We start from the raw sequence: 22,517 nt of genomic DNA, 5'->3' as shown, positions 1-22,517 counted from the left end.
GGTTTTTGTCTACAAGGAAGGTCTGATGCGTAAGTATTTTTTTTGGAGCGGTGTGCTCGCCAATATCGTTTTTCTGGCCATTCTGCTGATCTGGGCCCGCAGTATCTATTGGTATGGATTGCCATTGCCTTTGTATAGCCAGAAAGTGGCAGCTGATTTACGCGTCAATTTCCCGAGTGTCGCGTTTGTCGCGCCAATGTTTGATTTCTTTGCCCGTTTCGAACAGAAGAATTATTACTTTCGTACAATCGAACCGGAGCGCTGGAATGGTGTAGGCGCACATCCGGACTATCAGCCGGCAGCTGCTGCGGACCATGTCACAGTGGCCGATATTGACAGCCTGAAGCAGGCCTTAAGCAAGGCAAAACCGGGTCAGCAGATCATCGTTGAACCCGGGACTTATACTTTTGACCGGACTTTTGAGTTGCGTCAGGCCGGCAGTGCCGGCGCACCTATCCGTTTGACCGGCCGGGCGATGCATCAGGTCAGGTTTGAACTGAAAGGCGAGGGGCTGATGTTGCTGGCGCCACACTGGCACTTTGAAAATATCAGCTTTGCCGGCAACTGCACTATGCATGATCACTGTGAACATGCCATCCACATCGCGGGCAAGGCCAGTGATGTTGTGATCCGCAATAACAGCTTTGCCGACTTCAATTCGGCGATAAAAGTCAATGGCCTAAAAGGGAATTACCCTGATCGTGGTTTGCTGGAAAATAACACTATCTACAACAGTAGTGCGCGTAAAACCAAAGGGTCTGCCACGCCAGTAGATATAGTCGCCGCCAATGACTGGCGTGTCGCAGGCAATTTTATTTTTGATATTCAGAAGGCGGCCGGCGATCAAATCAGCTATGCCGCTTTTATCAAAGGCAATGCCAGTGGCGGAGTGTTTGAGCGTAATCTGGTGATGTGTGAGGCCAATTTAAAAGACGGCCGCCATACCGCCATTGGTTTGTCGTTTGGCGGCGGTGGCACTGGTCTGGTCTACAACCGGGATGGCGTGGCCGGAACTGAACATCGTAACGGGGTCATGCGCAACAACATTGTTATGCATTGCCCGAATGATGCCGGCATCTATCTGAATAAAGCCGCAGACAGCTTGTTGGAAAACAATATTGTTTATAACACGGTTGGAGTTGACGTGCGTTATAGCCAAAGCTCAGCACTGTTGCGGAACAACGTGATCAGTGGCCGCGTCAATAACCGTGACGGCGGACAACATCAGCTGGAAGCGAATTGGATTGAAGCACGGAATTTTTTCACCGGTCGGGATCGGTTAAAAGATTTGTTTGTGGCGCCAGATGTGCTGGATTTCAGTTGGCAGCAGCCTTATCCGTTGCCAGCCGCGCCGCAAAAATCAGCGGACGGCAGTATCACTGATTTTTGTGGTGGACTGGTGCAGCAGCCTTATCTCGGCGCCTTTGCCGGCGACCAGTTCTGTATTAAAGCGAAGCCTTGATCTCTGCAGGCTTGGTTGTTGTCGCGGCACAGTTTTTTAAAAACAACACGGATGCGGCCATCAGCTGTTGCAGGTGACCTGCGTCCGTCAGCGTGTGGTTGGCCGCCGTTATGTCGATGACGTTTGCCTGCTGCCACAGCGACTGATAGGCGGATTGCTGTAACAATTGCCGGCATTCGGCTGCAGTCAAATCTGCGCCACTGAGGATTAGCTGCACCGGACCGTTGAATTGCTGCCAGTGCAGCAGCGCCTGCGGTATTGCCGTATCAACATTGAGCGTGGTCAAACTGTCTGTGCCTGAGGTTGTCCGCTGCGGAGTCGTTTGCCGATAGCCCGGCAAAATTTTTGCGAAGGCCGGCCGGATCAGACTGAGAATACTGGTCATACTGGCGCTGGCCTGCCATTGACCGCGGAGCAGTTTTTGCCAGAATTCTGCCGACAAAAGCCGGCGCAGGTAATAGAACTTCAGCATAGTGCGGGCATGATTTTCTGTGGTTCGGCACCAGGGATTCAGCAGGATCAGCGCCTGTGGTTGCAGCCACGGGCTCGCTAACAGTGCCGCCGTTGCGCCATCACATAAGCCGAATAACACTATGGGTCTTGCCTTGCCGAAATATTGCTCAAGTTGGGCTGGCAGTTCGGTCAGATAACTGGCGTGATTAACAAAAGTCCCAGGCTCACCATCTGCGTCCCCAAATCCAGGAAAATCAAAGCGTAAACTGGCGAAGCCGGCCCGTTGCCAGTGCAATGCCAGTTGTTGTTGCATCCGGTGGCTACCGGTGCGGGTCTGGGCGCCACCATTGACCATCAGCACTAACAGCTCTGAAGCTGCCGGCTGATAAATACCAAGGCTTTGCTGTCCGGCAAAGTTTAGTGGCACTACCTCGGCAGCTCCAGCCGTAAGACCGGACTGCGCACACCCATAGCTTAGTGGGTGCATGGGACGGCTCCGGTTAAAAATGTCAGGCTGGCTGCTAACAAATCACCGGTATCTGTCGGCTCCTGACTCAGCCAGTAGGGAGCCGCCAAAATGGTCTGCAGCTGTAGTTCGGGATGCGCCAGTTGAACTTTTTTTGCCACAGCACTCATTTCGCCGGTTAACGAGCTTTCCAGCCACAACATCGCACTGGAACCGGACGGTAACTGCGGTTGTAATGCCTGAATGTCAGTGCGCAGCTGCAGGGGGACTGCATAGCCGGCGACATCAAGAATGTCATCTGATGGAGTCACGGCAGCAGAGCTGAGCAGCTGTTGGCGTTGTAACTGTTGCCAGAAGCGCTCGGTTTGTAGCAGCGGCTGCCATAGCAGGATCTGTGTGATATTCAGTTGCGACTGCAAGGCTGGCAGCCAATCCAGCAGCAGTGCAGCGCCAAACCTGCAGCCAAGCAGCTTGACCTGCGAATACTGTTGCAGCTCCGGCAAAACATGCAGCAGATCTGCCCGCCATTGCTGTAACGAAATCTGGCTGAATTGGCCTGCACTGTCACCAGTGCCGGTAAAATCAGGTAAATAACTGTCGATACCAAAGCTCGCCAGTTGACGGGCCAGCTTGGCGAACAAACGCCGACAGCAATTCATTTCCTCGGCAAAAGGCGGCAGGAACAATAGCGCGGTATGGCCAGGTGATGCGGCTGAATGCCATTGCGTCAGCAGCCAGCGGTCTTCGATATAACGTGCGGTCAGCACCGCTTGTGCCGACATTAATCCGGATTTTTTTGGCGTATCAGATGGCTGCATCAATTGGTTTCCATGTCAGCGGGTTCTGGCTACAGCGACGATGCGTTGCTTCCACTGTCGTATGCGCGCTTTTAGCCGTAACAGCGCAAACTGCAGCAAAGCTGCCGGCTGATTCAGCCGATAAGCCTGCAGCTGATACAGCGGCGTCATGTTATCCATCCACTGCGCTTTATAATGATCATTGCCGGTCAGAAAATCGATGGTATGGACCTGGTCCACCTCGATCACATGATCCAATAAGGCCGCAGTTAACACAGTCCCCGGCGAATAGTGATCAAAAGTCTGGTCTTGCGCCAGTTTATAGATAGCCGCGACGCCATCCGCCACCAGCCAGCATTGGGCTGCAACCGGGCGCCCCTGCAGCCAGAGTACACCCAGCCGCAAACTGTGGTTGTGCGACGCAAGGTCCAGCAACGCATTGATAAAATCCGGATTCGGCTCTGCCGGTTTCCAGCTGTGCTGATAGACCTGCCAATAGGCCGCTACCAGCTCCGGTGTCGCCAGTTGGCTGATATCAATATGGGCGCCATCTGCGACCAGTTTTTGCCGTTTACGCCGGATAGTATTGCGTAGCTGTGAAGGTCGTTGTTGCCAATAATTTTCTGCCCGGGCCGTCCAGTTATCACTGCAGTGACTGAAAAAAAAGCCCCAGCCGGGCACTTGCAGTTGTTGCAGTTGCTGCTGTTGTCCGGCCGTCAGTGGCTGTAGTTGTAACCGCTGGATCGCAGGGTACGTCTTACCGACAGTTTCAAACAACTGTAGCCAGTCACCAGGAAGAGCCGGTGCTTTTGGCCCGAGCGCAGGGGAATAATAGTTAGATAAGCTATTGATCTGCCGCCCGCCAGCACTGCAATACAGGGCAAGTTGCCACTCTGCTGCGCTGTCGCCAGGCTGATCGGCGCCTAGCATATAACACTGTGAGTCGGTCATCCCCATGAAGCGGGCGAGGTGCTGATACCAAGGTGCCGGCTGAAACCAGGGCATCGCTGAATGGTCATCCGGCTTTGCGCCAACCGGCCATTGGCTATGTACCTGCTTATTTTCTACCGGCAGTGTCTGTCCGGCTTGCGGCCGCTGTGTCACATCAGCGTCCGGCATAAGCCTGTTTAAGTTTTTGGTCAATGCGCTTTAATGGTACATCCATCCGTGTGCACCCAATTTGATCCGGCCGTACATTAAGTTCAATCATTTGTGGACCATCGGGGGCGATGGCGACATCAACACCCGCCACCCGCACATGCGGAAATGCCTGCAGCGCCTTGCCGGCAATCGCCTGACATTCTGCCCAGAACGGTATTTGCACACCGCTGACCTGAGCGCCGGTATCCGGGTGCTGCGCCAGCTGGCTCCATGGTTCACGGGAGTATGATGCGAATTTTAACTTGCCAGTCTGAATATCAATAGGGCAATACAAGCCGCCGCTGCTGGTATTATCAACCAGACTACCTTTTTGGCCGACACGTAAAAATGCACCGGCGATTTCGGTTTTTCCCGGCAATTGATAAACCCAGATGCGCAGCGTATTCACCGAATTTGGATGTAAAGCTTCCACAACCGGATGTTGTTGTAAATAACGTTCAATGATGTAGCCGTCGGGGTTTTGTTGCGCCTGTTGCCACCAGCTGTCAATGCTGACCTGTACTCCGCTGAATGGGTGCTCAAATACCACGTCATCCGCTTGCTGCACCACTGCAAAAGCTGAAAAACCGGCACCACCAAAACCTTCCACCAGCTTTAAACAAATTTTCTGGCCAACCAGACCAGCACACAGCTGTTTCAGCTGCAAAAGTGTTTGCAGCGGGGTGCCATCAGCACAGACGCCGGCTTGCGGATGCAGATAAGCGATAAATGCTGGTGTGGGTACTGCAAGGAGCTGCAATACCGCTTTCTCTACTACCTTGTGCTGAGAAGATTTTTGATAGGGCCGCGCATTCCAGCGGTCAATAAAAGCATTGTATTCAGTGTTGTTGACGTGCAGCCACTTGTCATTGAATGGCAGATCCGGTCGCCAGAACTTGCCTTGAATGTAATAACCAGGGCCAATGCGACGCAACAAAAACAACGCGGTCATCTCTGCCAGTTGTCGCCATTTCGGCAGTTGCACGATCTGCAGATTGTCCAGTTGTTGCCAACAGCGTCGAATATCTTTCCATGCTTGCATAAAGGATCCAGGGAGCAGATTTAATACGTATGCCAGCTTTGGTTGCCATAATACGTGAAGTGATACAGCGCACGAGATTAATGCGTTTTCCAAAGCCTGTAAAGCTGTGGTCTGAACAGGTCGGCACGCTGTCCGCCCGACCTCACGCTGTGGCATAATGCAAAGAGATAGACGAATCGGCAAATTGTCGGTGCGGTTGATGACAATGACGGGGCTTCTGATGAAAAATTTGTGGTTATTGCTATGCATAACCGGGTTAATTAGCTGTGGCAGCGGTGGTGGAGACAGTCCAGCGCCAGCGCCCACGCCGGTCGTCACTAATAAAGTTGTCCAGGTTACGGTAAACGGTACCGGACAGGTCAGACTCAGCGATGGTCAGGTGTGCCAGCAAAGCTGCAACCTGACGGTCAGTAACAGCAATATCGAATTAACGCCAGTTGCGGCAGAGGCTACGCAGTTTGACAGCTGGCAACAGGACTGTTCAGGCACCGGTAGTTGCCGGCTCGATTTGACTACGCTAAGCACAGCCAAAGTGGTAGCCAGTTTTGTACCACGACATGTCGCATTGCGACTGACTTCACAGCCCGGTGGTAGTATTGACTATAGCGCCGGCACACTAACGGGAAGCTGCAGCAGCAGCTGCAGCATTACGGTGCCATTCGGTACTAATGTTGCGTTACAGGCCAAAGCCAACACCTACAGCGATTTTACCGGCTGGCAAAATATCTGCAGTGCCACTGCAACGTCGCCTCGTTGCGAATTTGTCTTGAGAGAAGAGGCAAATATCGTGGCCAATTTTGCCACGCAGCAAGTCGAGTTAAAGATTGTGGTCAGTGGTCCGGGTGAAATTAGCAGCCCGACGTTGAGCACGCCGTGTCGTACAGATTGTAACTACAAAGTGAATGCTGGTACTCAGGTAGAACTCAAAGCCTCTGCCGATGCAGGACAACGTTTTAGTGGTTTTAATCTGCCATGCCTTAATGCAACGCCCTGTACTGTCACCATGGAAACCAACCGGACAGTCACTGCCGGTTTTGTCGCTGATGAACCGGCGGCGGACGATAATGTCATCACGCTGACGAACCCAACCAGCCAGGCACTGACCAACTATCCGTTGCAGTTTGCCCGGCCTTTTGTCGCGGGGGAAATCACCCAGGCGCCGCAATTAAAATTGGCAGAGCAACTGTTGCCAACTCAGGCCGACATCAAACAGCGTTATCCGGACGGCAGTGTGCGCCATGCCATTATATCGGTGCTCATCCCCGAGATAGCGCCGAATTCGACCGTCAGACTGCAGCTGGTGAACCAGCCTGTCAGCACCAATCAAACAGGCCTGAGCCAGGCACAAATGCTGGCTGATGCCTTTGATTTTGATGCCCAAATCAAAGCAGTATTTGCCGACAATCAGACACAACAACGATCAGCACGTGAGTTGCTGAGTAAAGGGAAATTCAGTTACTGGGTGCAGGGACCGATTGCGACTACGGTGTTAATTGCAGATCACAGCGAAGAGCGGACCGGTGATTTTGGTGCAGACACACACAGATCAGTGCGGCCACTGTTTTATGCCACGTTTTGGCCGGCGCTGAACAAGGTGCAAGTCCGGTTTGTTGGTGAAGTAAGTAATACTCAGGCATTGCAGGACCAGACTTATGATCTGACTTTGCTGGGCGGCGCCAAAGCACCACAGGTGTTATACCAGCAAACTGAATTACCGCATCTGGCTATGACACGCTGGACCCGTCAGTTCTGGCTCGGCGAGCAAGTGCCAGTGCTGTCACTGAATCACCAGTTAGGTTATCTGAGCAAAACCCGGTTGTTGCCGAACTTTGACTTAAAACGCAAAGTGCCGGAAACCACGATGGCAACACAGTTCAGTAACTGGCAAAAAACGGCGAAGGATCTGTATAACATTGGTTTCTGGCAAAAATCGATGCCAGCTGCCGGCGGCCGCCAGGATCTGGGCTTATATCCCAGCTGGACAGTACGCTGGCTGTTCACCGGCGATTGGCGGATGACTGAAATTGCGCTGCGTCAGGCTGAACTGAGTGGCGCCTGGCCCATCCATTTGCGGGAAGGAGGCAGCGGGCGCACTTTTGATGAAGCACGTCTGGTGTCGGGGCTGGGCCGGATCCTGTCGATTAATCCGGGCGGTCGTCCGACTTTATGGTTTAAATCTGACCGGTTGACCTGGCCTGAAACGGCAGCCGGAGATCGCATTCAGGTGGTATCAGCACTGGCGTCCAACAGCTGGGTGCCGGATGTTGCACATCATCCGGACCTGGCGTCTGCACAATATTTGCTGACCGGTGATTATTATTTCCTCGAGCAAAGCTGGTTTTCTGCGGCCTATACCACGATGAATAACAATGCCGGTGCAGGGGGCTCGACGCTCGGTCGTGGTCCGACCGGCAGCGAAGGCGCATTATATTCAGGCGAAGCCCGGGCACAGGGCTGGGCCTTACGCAGCCGGGTGCATGCCGCTTCGGTGTCGCCTGACAATTCGCCGGAACGGGCTTATCTGGAATTGTTGACTGTCAAAGCGCTGGAGATCTGGGAAGGTTTGTACGATGTGGCGAATCCTGCCGCCAAATATCCGGACCTGCGCACTTTTGGCCGCAGTAAGATTGGACCGAAAGAATTCCCTTATGCTGCGGGAGCACCATCGCCACTCGGACAATGGAGCCACAGCGAGCAGAAAGAGACAACCTTCAGCGATGGCTATTATGATTACAGCAAGGCGGCCGCCGGTGCTTCGCCCTGGATGGCGCATCTGGTGATTCTGGCGCTCGGCAGAGCAGAAGAGCTGGGTTATCCTGCCGGTCCGATGAAAGGTTTTGTTGGCCGGATGCTGACGGGGCCGGCGACGACCGAGGGATTCCCACTGGAACTGTTGTCGGCGTATCGCCAGCCTTCGATCCGCCAGCCAGACGGGCTCTGGTTTACCAATTGGCTGCAGGTACAGGATGCCTATCTGGCGACTTATCGTGCCGAAGAAATCGCCCGTTATGCCACTGGTGTAACCATCGATGCTGAGTTTGGTTATAACGCCATTGTACTGGCAACCTCAGCTTACCTGACTGACTTGCCGGGGGGAGCCCAATTGTATAAGTTCTATTCAGAGCGCTGGGGCAATCTGGTTGAACTCGACAGATCACCGAAATGGGCATTAAAACCACGTTAACCAGACTGGTTGACAGGCGTTAATGCCAGTGGGTTAATAGTAACTAATTCAATCGGCTGATGTTTTTAGATGGACAGTATCAGCTTTACTTAGTGTGATGGGGAAGGGATCGATGAAAAACGTTGCAGTGGTAACGGGTGGTACCCGTGGGATTGGAAAGGCAGTGTCAATCGCACTGCAACAGCAGGGTTATACCGTGGCGGCCGTATACGCCAGCAATGATGCAGCTGCAGAGCAATTCAGCACTGAAACCGGCATCCATGTGTATAAATGGGATGTCAGTGATTTTGCGGCTTGTAATAGTGGTTTGGCGCAGGTTGCGGCAGATCTCGGGCCTGTCGCTGTCGTGGTGAATAATGCCGGTATTACCCGCGACACTATGTTTCATAAAATGACGCCAGAACAGTGGCATGCGGTGATTAATACCAATCTGAATTCGCTGTTTAATATGTGTCGCCCGGTGATTGAAGGTATGCGTGAACGTGGCTTTGGCCGCATCATCAATATTTCATCAATCAATGGTCAGAAAGGTCAGCTCGGTCAAACCAATTACAGTGCAGCCAAGGCTGGTGATATCGGTTTTACCAAGGCGCTGGCACTGGAAAATGCCAGTAAAGGCATTACCGTGAATGCAGTGTGTCCGGGTTATGTTGAAACCGATATGGTGAAAGCGATGTCACCCGATGTCGTCAGTGCGAAAATTCTGCCGAATATTCCGGCGGGTCGGCTGGCCCAGCCGGAAGAGATCGCCCGCTGTGTGGCATTTCTGGCATCAGCAGATGCAGGTTATATCACAGGTTCTACGCTGTCCGTCAACGGTGGCCAGTATCTGGCATAACGCGGTCTGATGCAGCACGCTGAGTTGCATGTGCTGTACGGATAGAGGTGCCGGGCAATTTGATAGCCCGGCACCGTAACAGTTCCCGACGCTACAATAGCGTTAGTGCCCGACCGGCCGGTTTTGTAGTTGCTCCGGTGTGGCGTAAATAGTAATGCCAACGGCCGCCAGTTTTTCCAGTTGCTGGTAAAAATCCTGTGCACCAATCAGCCAGCATGATGCAGCGCCGACCTGGCCCTGCCGTAACAAACCACAGGCGACTAATTCGTCTTTCATATACTGCTGCAAATCGCTGCGGGACGGGTGATCAATCCGCATCGCGGCCAAAGACTTGTCGTAAGGCCTGACCGGCACTTGCCAGACTTTATCCTGATCATCGATACAGCGCAGCAAACACTCGGATTGCCAGACCGGCAACGGAAATTGCGCACCCATGGTATCTTCCAGCAGATGGTAAAAAGTGACCGGTCCCATACTGATGCCAAGACCCAGCACTTTAGCCTGTGGCAGTGTGGCGAAGCGTTGCCAGGGCGAGCCTTCGCCAAACACTGATGGCGCTTTGTGATGTGCTTCCGTCAGAAAAACGGCATCTTTCCCCCAAACCGACACGGAATGCGTCGGGTGCAGGCTGCGCTGCACGCCGCTCGTTGCCAGGAAAGCCTCCGGTAAACGGCCCATATGGGTGCCGTGGATCCTAAGGTCAAAACAATAATCTGTCAGCTTGCAGGTATTGTCGATAGTGCCGCCAGGCAAATAATAAGTCGGTAACAGAATATTGCCATTGGGACCGACGGCAGCTTGCAATGCCGCGATCACTGCAGCCGGGCCGCCTTCGACATAACCCAGACTCTTTAATGACGAATGCAAAAAAATCGAATCACCAGGCTGGACGCCAAGTGCCCGCAGTTGTTGTGTCAGCTGTTGCTGACTGACATGTGGGGCCTGTTCTTTCAGCTCTTTGGCCGATTGCTGCCGTTGGTAATGCTTTAGCAGCTGTTTCAGCTTTTGTTTCAGATAACTCAGCATAATGGTGGTAGATCCCTGCTCATCAAAATTTCATATACATTATTCAGAATGTTATGGTCTGCTCATCTGGGCGTTGAGCAGCATGTCTTTGTTCGCAGCTATTCTGGTTGAACTCTGCGCATACAAGGTTAAACTACACCGACTTCAGCTTAAGAAACAATGACAAATGGAATTTTTGCAGTCTGCGGCGATCTCGGCCGAGCTTTGGCAGGCCTCGTTACCTGAACTCAGTCAGGTCAGTGTTTATCAGCAATGGGGCTTTAGTGAGGCGATTGCTGAGGCTTATGGTTATCAGCCGCAGCGCTTTGCCATGCGTCAGACTAATGCCAGCCACTACAGTGCTGTCGTCACGTTGTTTCGCTTCGGTAAGACCTGGGTTTCTCTGCCATTTTGCGACTGTGGTGGTATTGCGGCGGTAGACGCCGCAGCTGGTGCAGAAATGCTGACAGCACTGCAGCAACATCTAAACGGTCAACCGGTGATCCTGCGTCAGATGCATTCGTTGTCGCCGCAGCCCGATGAATTACATCTGCAGCAACAGAAAGTACGGATGGTGCTGGCGTTACAAAGTGATGCCGACGCGCAGATGCAGGCATTTAAAGCCAAACTCCGATCGCAGATCCGTAAACCTGAGAAAGAGAATTTTTATTGTAAACAAGGCGGTATCGAACTGCTGGCAGATTTCTGGCAGGTCTTTACCTATAACATGCGTGAACTTGGCTCGCCGGTACATAGCAAAGCGTTGTTTGTCGCGCTGATGCAGCAAGCGGATTTACGCAGTCAGATGTTCGTGGTGTACAGCCCGGAGCACCAGCCAGTCGCTTGTGGTTTTGCCATGGGTTATGGCGGTATGCTGGTCAATCCATGGGCCTCTTCAGACCGACGCTTTCAGAAACATGCCCCCAATATGCTGCTGTACTGGCAGATGCTGCAATTTGCCATTGCCAATGGCTATCAGCACTTTGACTTTGGCCGCTCCACACCAGGTGAAGGCACATACAACTTCAAGGCGCAGTGGGGCGCTGAGCCTGAACCGCTGCATTGGTACAGCAGCGAAGCGGACGCCGGTACTATCGCTGATAGCCGGTTGAAGCAGCTGGTGATCCAAATCTGGCAGCGTTTACCTTTGCCGTTGGTTAACCAGTTGGGCCCGGTTTTGCGTAAACGCATTCATCTGTAACAGCACTCTACAAAGGAATGGCTATGACGCTGCAGGCCCAGCTAGTTAAATCTGATATGGTCGCGCACTTCAGCACAGCGGACTATTGTCTGTGCTCGCGGGATCACACGGTGTTTCAGTTCGACTATCACAGCAGTCAATTGCGCAAAATCTGCCAATTACCGCCGGCGAAAGCTGGGTTCATCGGCTTCCTGAAAGACAAAATTGCCCGCAGCAGTCTGTACCGGCGTTTGCGACCAGCGCCGGGCCTGAGTCATCTGACGCAGACACCGGATGGCACCATTGTCATTGTCTATGACCGGATTTATCTGTGTAAGCCAGGTGGTGACGCCAGGTCCGCCATGCCATTAGTCAGCAGCCTCGGGCGTTTTGCGCCGCCGCTGCGTAATGGCATGGCCGTAGAGCAGCGCACGGGACTGGTGTATTTCGGTGAATATCTGAATAACCACAGCCGTGATGTACGCGTGATTTGTATTGACCCTGTACTAGACACGGCCCGGATCTGCTGGCAGTTCAGCCGGCAGCAAATCAAACATATTCATGCCATTGTGTATGACCCATTTCGCCAGCGCCTGTGGATCACCACCGGTGACAACGATGCAGAATCAGCGTTTTATTACACGGACGACGGTTTTGCCAGCGTGCACAAATTTGCCGGCGGCGATCAGACCTGGCGTGCCACCGGGTTATTGTTTGATGAAACTGGCATGGAATGGGGCATGGATGCCGGCAAAGACGCACCAGCCGACGCAGTTAATTATATTTGGCGCTGGGATTTTGCCACGGCCAGCAGGACGCAACGTTGTATTATCGGAAACCCGGCTTATGCGGTCAGTTCGCTGGATAATGGTGGTGCTGTGCTGACCACGACCTACGAACCCGGGCGCTTGCAGGATACGCCCGAGCAGAGCGCGTTATGGTATCGCAGCCCGGCCGGCGACTGGCAGCAAATCTATGCGCAGGATTATCAGTACAGAGCCATGCCGGGTGTCAGTAAATACGGCATGTTATACATTGCGCAGGGCACAATCCCGGCAGCGCAGTTGCTGTTTTCGCCAGTGAATTGTCGCAGCGGCCAATTTGGCATCTTCCGCCTGCCGCCGCTTTAACGACGACAGGCGTTATCTGCCTGACCGGTTTCGCGACACCGGCCCGTTTAATCGGCGAGCCGGCTGAATGGCCAGCGTTTGAGTTTTTCCGCTTTGATACCCAGTTCCAGTAAGACTTCGTGGCAATCGCGAAGTCCGTCTTTGCGCACATAAATCAGGTACATAGCATAACTCAGCACGCCGGTGACTACTTTCACCAATAACACTGTGACCGGTATAAGCTGTAGCTGCTGATAACAAAACCATGCGGTCAGCCAGACCGTGGCACACATAAACAAAGCCGCTTCGAGCGGTGTTTGCAGCGCTTTAAAATACCGACGTAACGAGAAATGCAGATGGCGGCGCGCCTGCACAAACAGATACACCGACGACAGCGGATAGGAGATCAGCAATGCATAGGCTGCACCCATCAGCCCGCCATTCACCACGCCAATATACACACTGAGTGGGATGGTGACCGCGCACAAAGTGGTGTAGCTGGCGGTAATACCCGGTTTGCCAATCGAGAAAAATGCCTGCGTGATCAGCGGGTCTACTGACTTCACTAAACCGATGACACAAAGTACCTGTAAAATTGGCACCGCTTCGAGCCAGTTGTCGCCAAGCACAACCGGCACCAGTTCCGCCGCCGACAGGCCCATGCCAAGAAAAATCGGAAACGACAGCAATGCGATACCGGAAGTTAACCGGCGCAGCGCATTGTCTAAGCGTTCTGGCTCTTTTTGCATGCGGGCGAATAAAGGCACAGATGTCTGGATCACCAGGCTGGTGATGTATTGTGTCGGCAATGTCGCTAAGGTGGACGCCATCGAATAAACCCCCATCGCGCTGGCCCCCAGCACTTTGGTGATGATTGGCGTTTTGGCGCTGTTGTACAGGTACCAGGTAATTCGGGAGTAGGTCACTGCGGCGCCGAACTTCATCAGACCCATGGCTGCTCGCATATCGCCAAGGCGGCTCGGTAACCAGTTACTGCAGAGAAACAGGCAAATGGAACGAAAGCTCTGCGCCGCGATAAAACCCCAGACCAATGACCAGGCTTTAAAGCCGAGCCAGGCCAGCACCAGCGTCACGATACATTGCAGCAGGATCATCGCAAATTCGATACCGGCATAGACTTTGAATCGCATCTCGCGTGCCAGCAATGCATCCGGTACTGTGGACAGCGCGCCAATAATAAACGTCAGACTGACCACTGCCAGCATACCGGCGAGTTCAGCATAACCAAAATAGCCGGCCAGCCAGGGACTGGCCAGATACAGCGCACCATACAAGGCAGAGCTAATAAATACCGCCAGACAAAAAGCACCGTTCAGCTCCTGCGCGCTGATCTCGGCGCGGTGTTTGATCGCTGCCCCAAGGCCAATTTCATTAAAAAAGCCGATAAAGCCAACGATCACCATCACGATAGCCATCAGGCCGTAATCTTCCGGAGTCAGTAAACGGGCCAGGACCAGCGTATTGACAAAGGAAATCAGCTTGGCTGCGCCTTTGCCCATGCCAAGGTACATCAAACCTTTCAGAGTTTTATTTTTAAGCTGGTCCACGTCAGTTCCGTTGTGCTGTTTGAGATGACAGTTGTGTCAATAACGTCGCGAGTTGCACTGCGCCCTGAAACCGGCTGAAGCTATCAGGTACTGTTACTGTGTCAGATGCAGACCGGTTGATTAATTGCTGCAAGGCACTTTTTATTTCCGAGCTTTGCCAGACCCGCAAACAATCCGGCACGCGGCGGCACACATCGGCAGTGGCACTATCCGGCGGGCAAATGGCCAACAATGGTTTTGCTGACTGCACATAATCGTACAATTTGCCCGGCACCTGATAGTTGAAAATTTCATCCTGGATCAGTAAGTTGGCAGAAGAACCCATCATTTCGGCCTGGGCTTCGGCAAAAGGCACCGCCGGCAAAAATTCGACCAGTTCACTAATGCCAAACCGTTGCAAATCACTGGCGAACTTCTCCGCTTTGGCACTGCCGCGAAACTTCAGCACGAAGTTCTGTCCATTGACCAGTCCCTGTTGTTTCAGCTCACTGATCGCCTGAAACAGTGGGCTGACGTCGCGGCCATTACCATACAAAGCGCCACTGTACAGCAGGGTGTACTTGTCCGGTCTGGTCGCGTCTGGCAATGGAGTTGGCACATAGCCATTTTCAATGACGTTGAATTTATCTGCTGGCAGCATTGGATAGATCCGGCGATATAACTGCGCCGCAGCTTCGCAGGTCATCACGACTTTGCTGGCCTGCAGCATCACTTTACGTTCCAGATGGCGCTGGATGGCATTAAAGTGCTGGTAGGCCGGATTGTAATGACATTGCAGCGGATCGCGGAAATCGGCCACCCAAGGCAGCTGATGCTGCAGACTGAGCTTGCGGCCAATCAGATGTGACGTCATCACCGGATAGGTGGACCATAACAGCTGGATATTCTTCTCACGGATCAATCTGTTACCAAGCTGCACCGCCGGAAAATACCAGGGCCAGTAGCGGTCTGGCACTGCCAGTATGTCAGGCGAACGGCCGGCGACGGCAATTTTTTTACTGATATCAGTCGCCTTTGCCCGGTAAATACGGTCAGCCAATGCGGCAGGAACCTGCAAATCATGGTCAAACCGCTGATAGACGTCCGGCGTGGCGGTCAGGATGTAGGGATCCCAGCCCAGTTCAAGCAGATACTGAGCAAAACGGTACGGGCGCTGTACACCGGCACTGCGCGCCGGTGGCATTTCAAAAGCAATCAGCAGGACAGAATTGGCGGCCATCAGGCACTGACTCCAAGCAGATGACGTAATAACGCACTGAAGCCAGATAACTCAGCTTCCAGTTCCAGCCAATGTACATCTTCGCCATCCAACACCCGGCGGATTTGCAGCGGATCTGAGCCAGGCTGATGTAAGCCAATATGCGTCGTGGTTGCAGTTTGCACGCCATTGCTGTGCAATAGTGGCAGATGTGCGGCCTGATACTCGCCACTGGGATAACAGAAATGTACCAGCTGCTGTGCCGGTGTGAACTGAGCTAACCAGGCACGGTTCTGGTCGATTTCATCGGCAAAAGCCGCACTGTCCAGCGGACTACAATGGCGATGGGTGTGTAATTGCAATTCAACATTGGCTTGTTGTAATGTGGCTAATTCATTTTGGTTCAGTAGCCGGAACAATGGTTTGCCAGCATGCACCAGACTGACACCCAGCTGCGCAGCCAGGTCATACAAAGCGACGCTGCGCTGTGCGACATCGGGTAACGAATCCAGTTGCTGACAGATTTGCCGGACTAATTCGGCGGGATTGGCGGCTGGCAATGTGGCGTTCAGCACTGGTTGTCCCGGCAGCGTCAGCGACATGGCGTGCTGGCGGCTTTTCCATAACAAATACGACACCGCGACATTCAATACCGGGATCTGCTTGTCGGCATAATAGCTGGTGACATACAACATCAGCGGAAACTGATGTTGTTGCAACGTCCGTCCAACCAGCTCAGCGGTGCCAGACCAGCCGTCGTCCATTGTCAGCACCAGTTGCCGCTCGCGCTGTGGGTTAGCCAGCGCGTCAGACAGCGACACTATCCGGTATTGACTGCGGGCCAGATAATTCAGCCGCGCGGCAAAAGTTTCCGGTCGCATAAACAGTTTCGGCCGGAACTGATGTTCATCCAGATAGGCAAAACCGTGGTAACACAAGACCCGGACATGGTATCGGTATAAATAATGGCAAATGGCAAAAACACCGAAAGTCCGTGCCAGCCACAAGAACATCAGCTTAATTTTTTTAGACATGATTGTGCCAGTTCCGTCAGAAAAGACTTGGTGTTCAGCAACGCCAGTCGTCGGTCACCCGGGTAATTTAAATCTGATTTGATTGCCGGATGCAAAAAATACAGGAAAAAACCCAGCAGGCTTTTAAGTTTAGGCAATGCGGCAACCTGCGGATCTTTCAGCTTGGACAACAAATAGCCAAAATCAGCCGGAAAGGCATGGCGTGCCCGGATCTTCGCGGTCAGTCGCACCGGCTGTGCGGGTTTGACGTCAAACAGGAAATAATCCATTTGGATCACCGGGAAATGGATGCCAGCATGAATATCCAGATTCAGCGCCGCCCAGTACCGTGAGTTCAGTTCGATAAAATCAAAGGTCTGAGTCTGGTGGTGCCATTTATATTCGACCATCGCTGGTCCATTCCACCGCAGTGCTTTTAAGCGGTGCACGGCATCCTGGTACATAGGTTCAAACCACCAGCTTTCACGCAGCGAGGTCAGACCGCCGGTGTGTGGATTTTCGTGGCTGGCCACAGCCATCGATTCTGCCAGGATCTGACCATCCTGCATCAGCAGGTTCACGGTGGCTTTGACGCCCTGGCTGCAATCTTGCAGCAATACTTTATGGTAGTTGGCAAAAGCGTCGATGACAGCCTGGCGTGCGTCCTGCGCCTGGCTGACTTTACGCACCAGCGCCTGATCACCGCTACGGGCGTAATATCCGTCACCTTTGACAAAATACGGCAGACGCCAGCCGGTAAAATCGACTGCGTCAAAGTCACTGGGACTATCCAGTACGGCAGTACGCGATATGTGCGCATGCAACTGTGTATCAGCTGATTGCAAAAACTGATTAAATACAAACACTTTTGATAAACATCCGTACACTAGCTCCGCGTCTGGCGGAATGGCCATCAGCGGGCTGAACTCGGCAAAACAATCACGGACGGCCAGCAAAAAACCTTCACTGGGAATAATGGCGCGGATATTTGCTTGCTGGATTAGGTCGCGCAGCCAGCCGAGGTAGGCCGGATCTTCATAGGCCGGACACTGATAATGAAAGCTGGCAAAAGCCGACAGACAGCCCAGGGCGCCGGCTTTGGCAGATGCCGCGTGCACCTGATAACCATGTTGTCCGAGCGATCGGACCACGGCGACTGCGCCTAATGAATCCGCTTGTGGTACAAAAATCGCGTAGGCCTGCCGATCTGCAGCGCTGACCTGTTGTCTGTTGTCTGCATTAGTTGCCATGTGTACCTACCCATTCCTTTAAGAATCTGATGCTGTAGCGTTCGGCCACAATATGTAACGCCAGGCGTAAACTGAATAGCCACGGGTTGCGATCCCAGGGCGTGAAACGTCGCAAACGGAAACGACACTCTTCTGTCGGTCGGGCCTGGCCCCAATCCGTGCAAAAAGCCGCCGCAAAACCACAGTCCTTGACCTGAGCGATATGCTCGTCTGAAAAGTCGACGGCGAATTTACCATTCGGATAAGCAAAATAATGCACCGGCTGCGCTAATAGCTGTTCCAGAATCGCTTTACTTTGGGCGATTTCCTGGCGTGCGGTCTCGGCTGATTCCAGCGCCAGAATTGGGTGGTGCACCGTATGCGCACCAATTGTCATGCCCGCCGCGGCCATTTGCTTGAGCTGCTCTGCGGTGACAAATTCATGATGCATTTGCGGCACACCGGTCTGCGCGATGAGAGCTGCGATCAGTTGGTTTCGTTGCGCCATCGCGTGATATTTAATCAGGTCGGTAATGGCGACAATACTGCGATGGCGCTCGGTTTTCCCGCTGGTTGCAAACTGACGGTCTTGCAGCTTTAGCATGGTGATTTCAGCGGGCGCCTGCAAAATTGCGTTGGCTATTTGGTTTTCCCACAGGTAACCCTGCTGTAAGCCTTGTGTGCTGATAAAAAAAGTGGCCTGAAGCTGGTAACGTTGCAACAACGGAAAAATGTGGTCAAAACAATCGGCAAAACCATCATCGATAGTAATGACGACCGCATTGGCCGGCACTTTCCCTTCAGCAGCCAGTTGCAGCGCTTGTTCCAGTGATAACACCCGGAAAAAGCGTTTTAACTGCTGCAGTTGCTGTTCAAACACACCAACATCCAATACCTGTTCGTTCCAGAAGGTATGAATGGGCATGACCCGGTGATAATTCAGCACTGCGAAGCTGGACCCGCTGCTGGCGGGTTGTTTGCATTCTTGCTGTATTTGATTGCGCTTTACCATCACAGCCTATGACTTCCCTGGCAATGTCTGAAAAGCCGGAGCGGCAGAAGCACCGGCGTTGGCAGTTTCTGCACGTTGTTGTCGCGCCATGGTACAAAGCACCACAGCCAAACCAATGATCACAAAAGTTAAATCGAAGTAGGGCTGACTGAGCAAAGCACCGCTGACGCCAAAGACAATCATCGACACCTTCAGACTATTTGCCACGTTGCGCAACCATTCGTTTTCGCCGGCGTGGCTTGCCGCATAACCCAAATGCCGGTAAGCCGCCAGTAATAACATCAGGTAGATGAACAAGCCGCAATAACCCAAATCGCCTAATACCTGAAAATAGATACTGTGCGCTGCCTTGGCAAAAGGAAAGCTGACATGCGAGGTTTCCACTATGTGGTCAAACTTTTTAAAGTCCGGTTCATACAACCGCCACAGATAAGTGTTCTGACCGGCTTTAAAACCGCCACCAAACACCGGATGATCGTTGGCCATCAATACCGCTTGTTTCCACGCCTGCACCCGGCCAATAAACGACATGTCTTCGGTCGCAGTTTCAATGGTATTCATCCGGTCGAACCAGCTTTGCGGCATCAGCGACGGCAGGGCGCCAGCAACAATCAGGCTGCCTGTCAGGATCAGGATTTTGTTTTTCCCTTTCAGGAAGTAGAAAAACGCTACGATACAAAGACCGATAAAGCCACCACGTGAGAACGAACCGATAATACAGACGATATTGGCGATAATTACACCGAGCATGATTTTTTTCAGCAACTGATGTTTGGTGCTGTTATAAAGGAAAAAACACACCGGCAGCAGCATATTCAGTGCCAGTGCTAAGTCATTTCGATCACCGATGCGGGTGCCCGGCGGCCCGACAATAATATGACCCGCGCCGGAAATAATGTATTTCAGCCCTTCGTTACAGCCAATCAGACTACCGGCAATCGCGACCGCCCACAGCATCACTTCAACTCTGTGTCTGGTGTTGACGACCATTGTCACCATAAAAAACAAAAAGATAATTTTCCAGAACACGTCCCATTCAAACCAGGCAACAGTAGAAATGCCTTCAGTAAACATGGTTGCCAGCGTGCCCCAGACAAATAACACCAGCATCCAGATACTGGCGCTGGTAAAGGCGCCTTTTCCTTCCCGTTTATTGATAATAAACGACAGCACCGTTACAGCCGTGATCACCAGATTGACGCGCAGACTGGTACCAAAACCCCACACCCAGGTATGGGGCGCAAAAATAGAAGTCCAGGCAGATAACGCTACGCCAATAAAAGGGCGACGGAATATAAAATAGAGGGCGACCGGCAGAAAACATAACAGGAACAAGTCACGCATGGATTATTGGTCCTGCTTAAGAGCGTACAGACAAAGGATCAATACCGAAACCAGCGAAATCAGAAAAAACAGACTATCCACGGACTGAGCCTCCCGCCATCACTTGCTGATAAAGCAGATTAAGCTGGTCTGCAGTGTGTTGCCAGCTAAATCCGCAGGCGTGCGCCCGGATCTGGTCCCGGTCGAAGCGACGTTGCTGACATTGTTTGACTGCCGTGGTCAGTGCTGCGCTGCTGCGCTCTGCTAATAACAGCCCCACATCATCATTTTGCAGCATTTCTGCTGCAGAGCCGACCCGGGTCGAGATCACCGCTGCACCACAGGACATCGCTTCGAGGATCACATTGGGCCAGCCTTCGCTGCTGGACATCAATACCAGCGCATCAGCAGTGGAGTAAAACCGGCACAATTCCTGTTGCGGTCTGTTGCCGAAAAACTGCACCCGATCGGTCAGGCCAAGCTCAGCACTTTGTTGTTGCAATGCACTAAGTTCCGGACCACCGCCAACAATCAGTAGGTGTACGTCGGGTAACTGAGCTAATGCACATAACACCAAGGCATGGCCTTTGAGTGGCACCAGATTGCCGACCATCAGCAAGGTATAAGCATTGCCAAGCCCTAACTCGGTTTTTAATACCTGCTGGGACTGTAGCTCCGGTTTAAATTGCTGCTGGTCGACGCCATTGGGCAACACGATAGCTTTAGCCTCAGGGCAACCGAGTCGCAACAGACCGGCTTTCAATCTCTGACTGACCGCACCACAATAACTACTGAGCCGGATCGCCTGCTTGATCAGCAAACGCGGTAAGTGATGTTGTGGCAGGACTTCAATATCGCTGCCGCGGGCTGTGATCACCAACGGGAGTCCGGCAGCCTTGGCAATTTTACTGACCGCGTAGCCGTCCGGATAAAAATAATGACAATCGATTAAATCGAAATGACGCAGCTGCAGCGGGCCAGCGCGAAAAAAGCGTCTGAGTCCACTCAGCAGGGTAAAAGGATTCAGGTACATGCCGAGGTATGGGATCGCCAGATAAGTCGGGTGGTACACGGTAATGCCATGTCTTTGGCATTGTGCTGGCACCTGAATATTGTGATAACGACCTTGCCACCAATTAATAAAAGGATAGCGGGGGATTGGTGCCACCACAGTCAATTGGTAATCCGGATAATAACGTTGCAGTTCACGCAGCCGGGTTTCAATAAAGATACCATGGCGAAACTGCTCATCATTCGGATACAACGTGGTGATCACCAGAATGTTCATTTCAGCAAGCTCTGGTACAGCGGCAGATAGTTGCTAACGCTGTTGTGCCAATTACGTTCGGATTCAACATAATGCCGGCCGCGTTGCAACACGTCAGGCCACTGGGCACGGTTCGATAATAAACTGATGATTTTGTCGGCCATAGCACTGACATTATCCGCCTGAAACAAATAGCCGTTGACACCATCGGTGATCAATTCGTGGTGTCCGCCAACATCAGATGCCAGCACCAACTTACCCTGTGCCATCGCTTCGAGTGGCTTCAATGGCGTCACCAGATCGGTTAAGCGCATCGATTTACGTGGGTACACCAATAAATCGACCAGACTGTAGTAGTTGTCAATCTGCTGGTGTGGTACCCGGCCGGTAAAAATGACTTTGTCTGCGACGCCTAGCGACTGCGCTAGCTGGCGTAGTTGTTGCTCCTGTGGGCCACCGCCAACCAGTAACAAACGTAAATCCGGAGCTTGCTGCGTGATACTGGCCAGCGCGGCAATAGCCAAATCCAGCCCTTCATACGCATAAAAAGAGCCGAGGAAGCCTAACACCTGGCAGCCAGTCAGGCCGAGCTCGGCCTCAAGTTGGGCATTCTTGGGCCCACACATCTGAAAGTGTTCGACATTAACTGCATTGGGGATCACGGTCAGTTTATTGGCCGCGAAACCGCGCCCGACCAGATCTTTACGCAGGCCTTCACAGATAGTCGTCACTGCGTTTGCGCGTTTGACGACATAATTTTCCAGCTGGCGGGTCAGTGTGTAACGTAAATCGCCTTCTTTACAGCTGCCATGATCAACAGCCGCATCTTCCCAGAATGCCCGGATCTCGTACACCACCGGCAAACCACATTTTTTACTGGCTTGCAGCGCCGCCAAGCCATTGAGTGCTGGTGAATGCGCATGAAGTATGTCTGGCTTTTCCAGTGCAACGACTTCAAGAATACGTTCAGTCATTGGCCCGACCAGCGCCAGTTGATTAAATCCTGGTAGCTTAGTCATGATGCCGCTTGGCTGTGCGGAGCGATAAAACAGCAGATCGTCTGCAGTTTCAGTACCTGCGACGGCATTACCGTGTTTTGGGCTGGTGACATGGCAGGTTTGAATACCCAAAGCTCGTTGCTGGTTCAGGATCGAACGGCTGCGAAACGTATAGCCGCTGTGCAGCGGGATTGAGTGGTCAAATATATGCAAAACCTTCACGTCACAGTTCC

The 22,517-nt window shown here is 52.7% G+C and carries 18 protein-coding genes; 5 read left to right on the top strand and 13 right to left on the bottom strand.

Translation table 11 applies throughout. The annotated features are described in order from the left end of the window. Positions 1-25 precede the first annotated feature (25 nt). Entirely contained in the window at positions 26-1,462 is a 1,437-nt protein-coding gene (locus ATY27_RS04125) for a NosD domain-containing protein (RefSeq protein WP_208931052.1), read from the top strand. On the opposite strand, the gene ATY27_RS04120 is transcribed toward ATY27_RS04125, so the two are convergent. Genes ATY27_RS04120 through ATY27_RS04105 form a run of 4 tightly spaced genes read right to left on the bottom strand, consistent with a single transcriptional unit; the run spans position 1,446 to position 5,360 of the window. Further along, positions 1,446-2,342, bottom strand: coding sequence for a hydrolase 1, exosortase A system-associated (locus ATY27_RS04120; RefSeq protein WP_208931053.1), 897 nt, complete (start codon positions 2,340-2,342; stop codon positions 1,446-1,448). The genes ATY27_RS04125 and ATY27_RS04120 overlap by 17 nt on opposite strands. A gap of 47 nt (positions 2,343-2,389) precedes the next feature. After that, on the bottom strand, positions 2,390-3,199 hold the full coding sequence (locus ATY27_RS04115) for a hypothetical protein (protein ID WP_208931054.1): 810 nt from the start codon (positions 3,197-3,199) through the stop codon (positions 2,390-2,392). A gap of 15 nt (positions 3,200-3,214) precedes the next feature. Further along, entirely contained in the window at positions 3,215-4,282 is a 1,068-nt protein-coding gene (locus ATY27_RS04110; protein ID WP_208931055.1) for a GNAT family N-acetyltransferase, read from the bottom strand. Between the two features lies 1 nt (position 4,283). Then, complete coding sequence (locus ATY27_RS04105; protein ID WP_208931056.1) at positions 4,284-5,360, bottom strand: sugar-transfer associated ATP-grasp domain-containing protein; 1,077 nt, start codon at positions 5,358-5,360, stop codon at positions 4,284-4,286. Between the two features lie 220 nt (positions 5,361-5,580). Here ATY27_RS04105 and ATY27_RS04100 point away from each other — a divergent pair, with 220 nt between their 5' ends. Then, positions 5,581-8,544 (top strand): hypothetical protein, encoded by a 2,964-nt coding sequence (locus tag ATY27_RS04100; RefSeq protein ID WP_208931057.1) that lies wholly within the window; start codon positions 5,581-5,583, stop codon positions 8,542-8,544. 112 nt (positions 8,545-8,656) lie between these two features. Then, positions 8,657-9,382, top strand: coding sequence for an acetoacetyl-CoA reductase (gene phbB, locus ATY27_RS04095; RefSeq protein ID WP_208931058.1), 726 nt, complete (start codon positions 8,657-8,659; stop codon positions 9,380-9,382). A gap of 102 nt (positions 9,383-9,484) precedes the next feature. Here the strand turns inward: phbB and ATY27_RS04090 are convergent, their stop codons facing one another. After that, positions 9,485-10,408, bottom strand: coding sequence for an AAC(3) family N-acetyltransferase (locus tag ATY27_RS04090; RefSeq protein WP_208931059.1), 924 nt, complete (start codon positions 10,406-10,408; stop codon positions 9,485-9,487). Positions 10,409-10,574: 166 nt separating this feature from the next. On the opposite strand from ATY27_RS04090, the gene ATY27_RS04085 reads away from it, so the two are divergent. Then, positions 10,575-11,588, top strand: a complete 1,014-nt coding sequence (locus ATY27_RS04085; RefSeq protein WP_208931060.1) for a GNAT family N-acetyltransferase — start codon at positions 10,575-10,577, stop codon at positions 11,586-11,588. 23 nt (positions 11,589-11,611) lie between these two features. Then, complete coding sequence (locus tag ATY27_RS04080) at positions 11,612-12,697, top strand: hypothetical protein (protein ID WP_208931061.1); 1,086 nt, start codon at positions 11,612-11,614, stop codon at positions 12,695-12,697. A 47-nt stretch (positions 12,698-12,744) separates the two neighbouring features. On the opposite strand, the gene ATY27_RS04075 is transcribed toward ATY27_RS04080, so the two are convergent. From ATY27_RS04075 to ATY27_RS04040, 8 genes are all read right to left on the bottom strand, one after another. Then, positions 12,745-14,244 carry a lipopolysaccharide biosynthesis protein gene (locus ATY27_RS04075; protein WP_208931062.1) on the bottom strand — a complete coding sequence of 500 codons (1,500 nt, stop codon included), beginning with the start codon at positions 14,242-14,244 and terminating at the stop codon, positions 12,745-12,747. A 1-nt stretch (position 14,245) separates the two neighbouring features. Next, entirely contained in the window at positions 14,246-15,463 is a 1,218-nt protein-coding gene (locus ATY27_RS04070) for a glycosyltransferase (RefSeq protein WP_208931063.1), read from the bottom strand. Continuing rightward, positions 15,463-16,476: a polysaccharide deacetylase family protein gene (locus ATY27_RS04065; RefSeq protein ID WP_208931064.1), complete on the bottom strand. Its 1,014-nt coding sequence runs from the start codon at positions 16,474-16,476 to the stop codon at positions 15,463-15,465. Before ATY27_RS04065 ends, ATY27_RS04070 begins: the two co-directional genes overlap by 1 nt. Next, entirely contained in the window at positions 16,455-17,705 is a 1,251-nt protein-coding gene (locus ATY27_RS04060) for a hypothetical protein (RefSeq protein ID WP_208931065.1), read from the bottom strand. Before ATY27_RS04060 ends, ATY27_RS04065 begins: the two co-directional genes overlap by 22 nt. After that, on the bottom strand, positions 17,695-18,696 hold the full coding sequence (locus tag ATY27_RS04055; protein WP_208931066.1) for a polysaccharide deacetylase family protein: 1,002 nt from the start codon (positions 18,694-18,696) through the stop codon (positions 17,695-17,697). The genes ATY27_RS04060 and ATY27_RS04055 overlap by 11 nt, the downstream gene beginning before the upstream one ends. A gap of 6 nt (positions 18,697-18,702) precedes the next feature. Beyond that, complete coding sequence (locus ATY27_RS04050; RefSeq protein ID WP_208931067.1) at positions 18,703-20,040, bottom strand: putative O-glycosylation ligase, exosortase A system-associated; 1,338 nt, start codon at positions 20,038-20,040, stop codon at positions 18,703-18,705. A gap of 73 nt (positions 20,041-20,113) precedes the next feature. Beyond that, a complete protein-coding gene (locus ATY27_RS04045) occupies positions 20,114-21,307 on the bottom strand; it encodes a glycosyltransferase family 4 protein (RefSeq protein ID WP_208931068.1) in 1,194 nt (397 codons plus the stop codon). After that, positions 21,304-22,506: a TIGR04063 family PEP-CTERM/XrtA system glycosyltransferase gene (locus ATY27_RS04040; protein ID WP_208931069.1), complete on the bottom strand. Its 1,203-nt coding sequence runs from the start codon at positions 22,504-22,506 to the stop codon at positions 21,304-21,306. The genes ATY27_RS04045 and ATY27_RS04040 overlap by 4 nt, the downstream gene beginning before the upstream one ends. Positions 22,507-22,517 lie beyond the last annotated feature (11 nt).

This window comes from Rheinheimera sp. F8 (genome assembly GCF_001518915.1).
This window is presented reverse-complemented; position numbering and strand designations above follow the sequence as displayed.

Excerpts from the sequence above, each read along its gene's own strand:
- ATY27_RS04125 (WP_208931052.1), top strand. The coding sequence starts at position 26 with ATGCGTAAGTATTTTTTTTGGAGCGGTGTGCTCGCCAATATCGTTTTT.
- ATY27_RS04115 (WP_208931054.1), bottom strand. The coding sequence starts at position 3,199 with ATGCAGCCATCTGATACGCCAAAAAAATCCGGATTAATGTCGGCACAA.
- ATY27_RS04105 (WP_208931056.1), bottom strand. The coding sequence starts at position 5,360 with ATGCAAGCATGGAAAGATATTCGACGCTGTTGGCAACAACTGGACAAT.
- ATY27_RS04100 (WP_208931057.1), top strand. The coding sequence starts at position 5,581 with ATGAAAAATTTGTGGTTATTGCTATGCATAACCGGGTTAATTAGCTGT.
- phbB (WP_208931058.1), top strand. The coding sequence starts at position 8,657 with ATGAAAAACGTTGCAGTGGTAACGGGTGGTACCCGTGGGATTGGAAAG.
- ATY27_RS04090 (WP_208931059.1), bottom strand. The coding sequence starts at position 10,408 with ATGCTGAGTTATCTGAAACAAAAGCTGAAACAGCTGCTAAAGCATTAC.
- ATY27_RS04085 (WP_208931060.1), top strand. The coding sequence starts at position 10,575 with ATGGAATTTTTGCAGTCTGCGGCGATCTCGGCCGAGCTTTGGCAGGCC.
- ATY27_RS04080 (WP_208931061.1), top strand. The coding sequence starts at position 11,612 with ATGACGCTGCAGGCCCAGCTAGTTAAATCTGATATGGTCGCGCACTTC.
- ATY27_RS04070 (WP_208931063.1), bottom strand. The coding sequence starts at position 15,463 with ATGGCCGCCAATTCTGTCCTGCTGATTGCTTTTGAAATGCCACCGGCG.
- ATY27_RS04065 (WP_208931064.1), bottom strand. The coding sequence starts at position 16,476 with ATGTCTAAAAAAATTAAGCTGATGTTCTTGTGGCTGGCACGGACTTTC.
- ATY27_RS04060 (WP_208931065.1), bottom strand. The coding sequence starts at position 17,705 with ATGGCAACTAATGCAGACAACAGACAACAGGTCAGCGCTGCAGATCGG.
- ATY27_RS04055 (WP_208931066.1), bottom strand. The coding sequence starts at position 18,696 with ATGGTAAAGCGCAATCAAATACAGCAAGAATGCAAACAACCCGCCAGC.
- ATY27_RS04050 (WP_208931067.1), bottom strand. The coding sequence starts at position 20,040 with ATGCGTGACTTGTTCCTGTTATGTTTTCTGCCGGTCGCCCTCTATTTT.
- ATY27_RS04045 (WP_208931068.1), bottom strand. The coding sequence starts at position 21,307 with ATGAACATTCTGGTGATCACCACGTTGTATCCGAATGATGAGCAGTTT.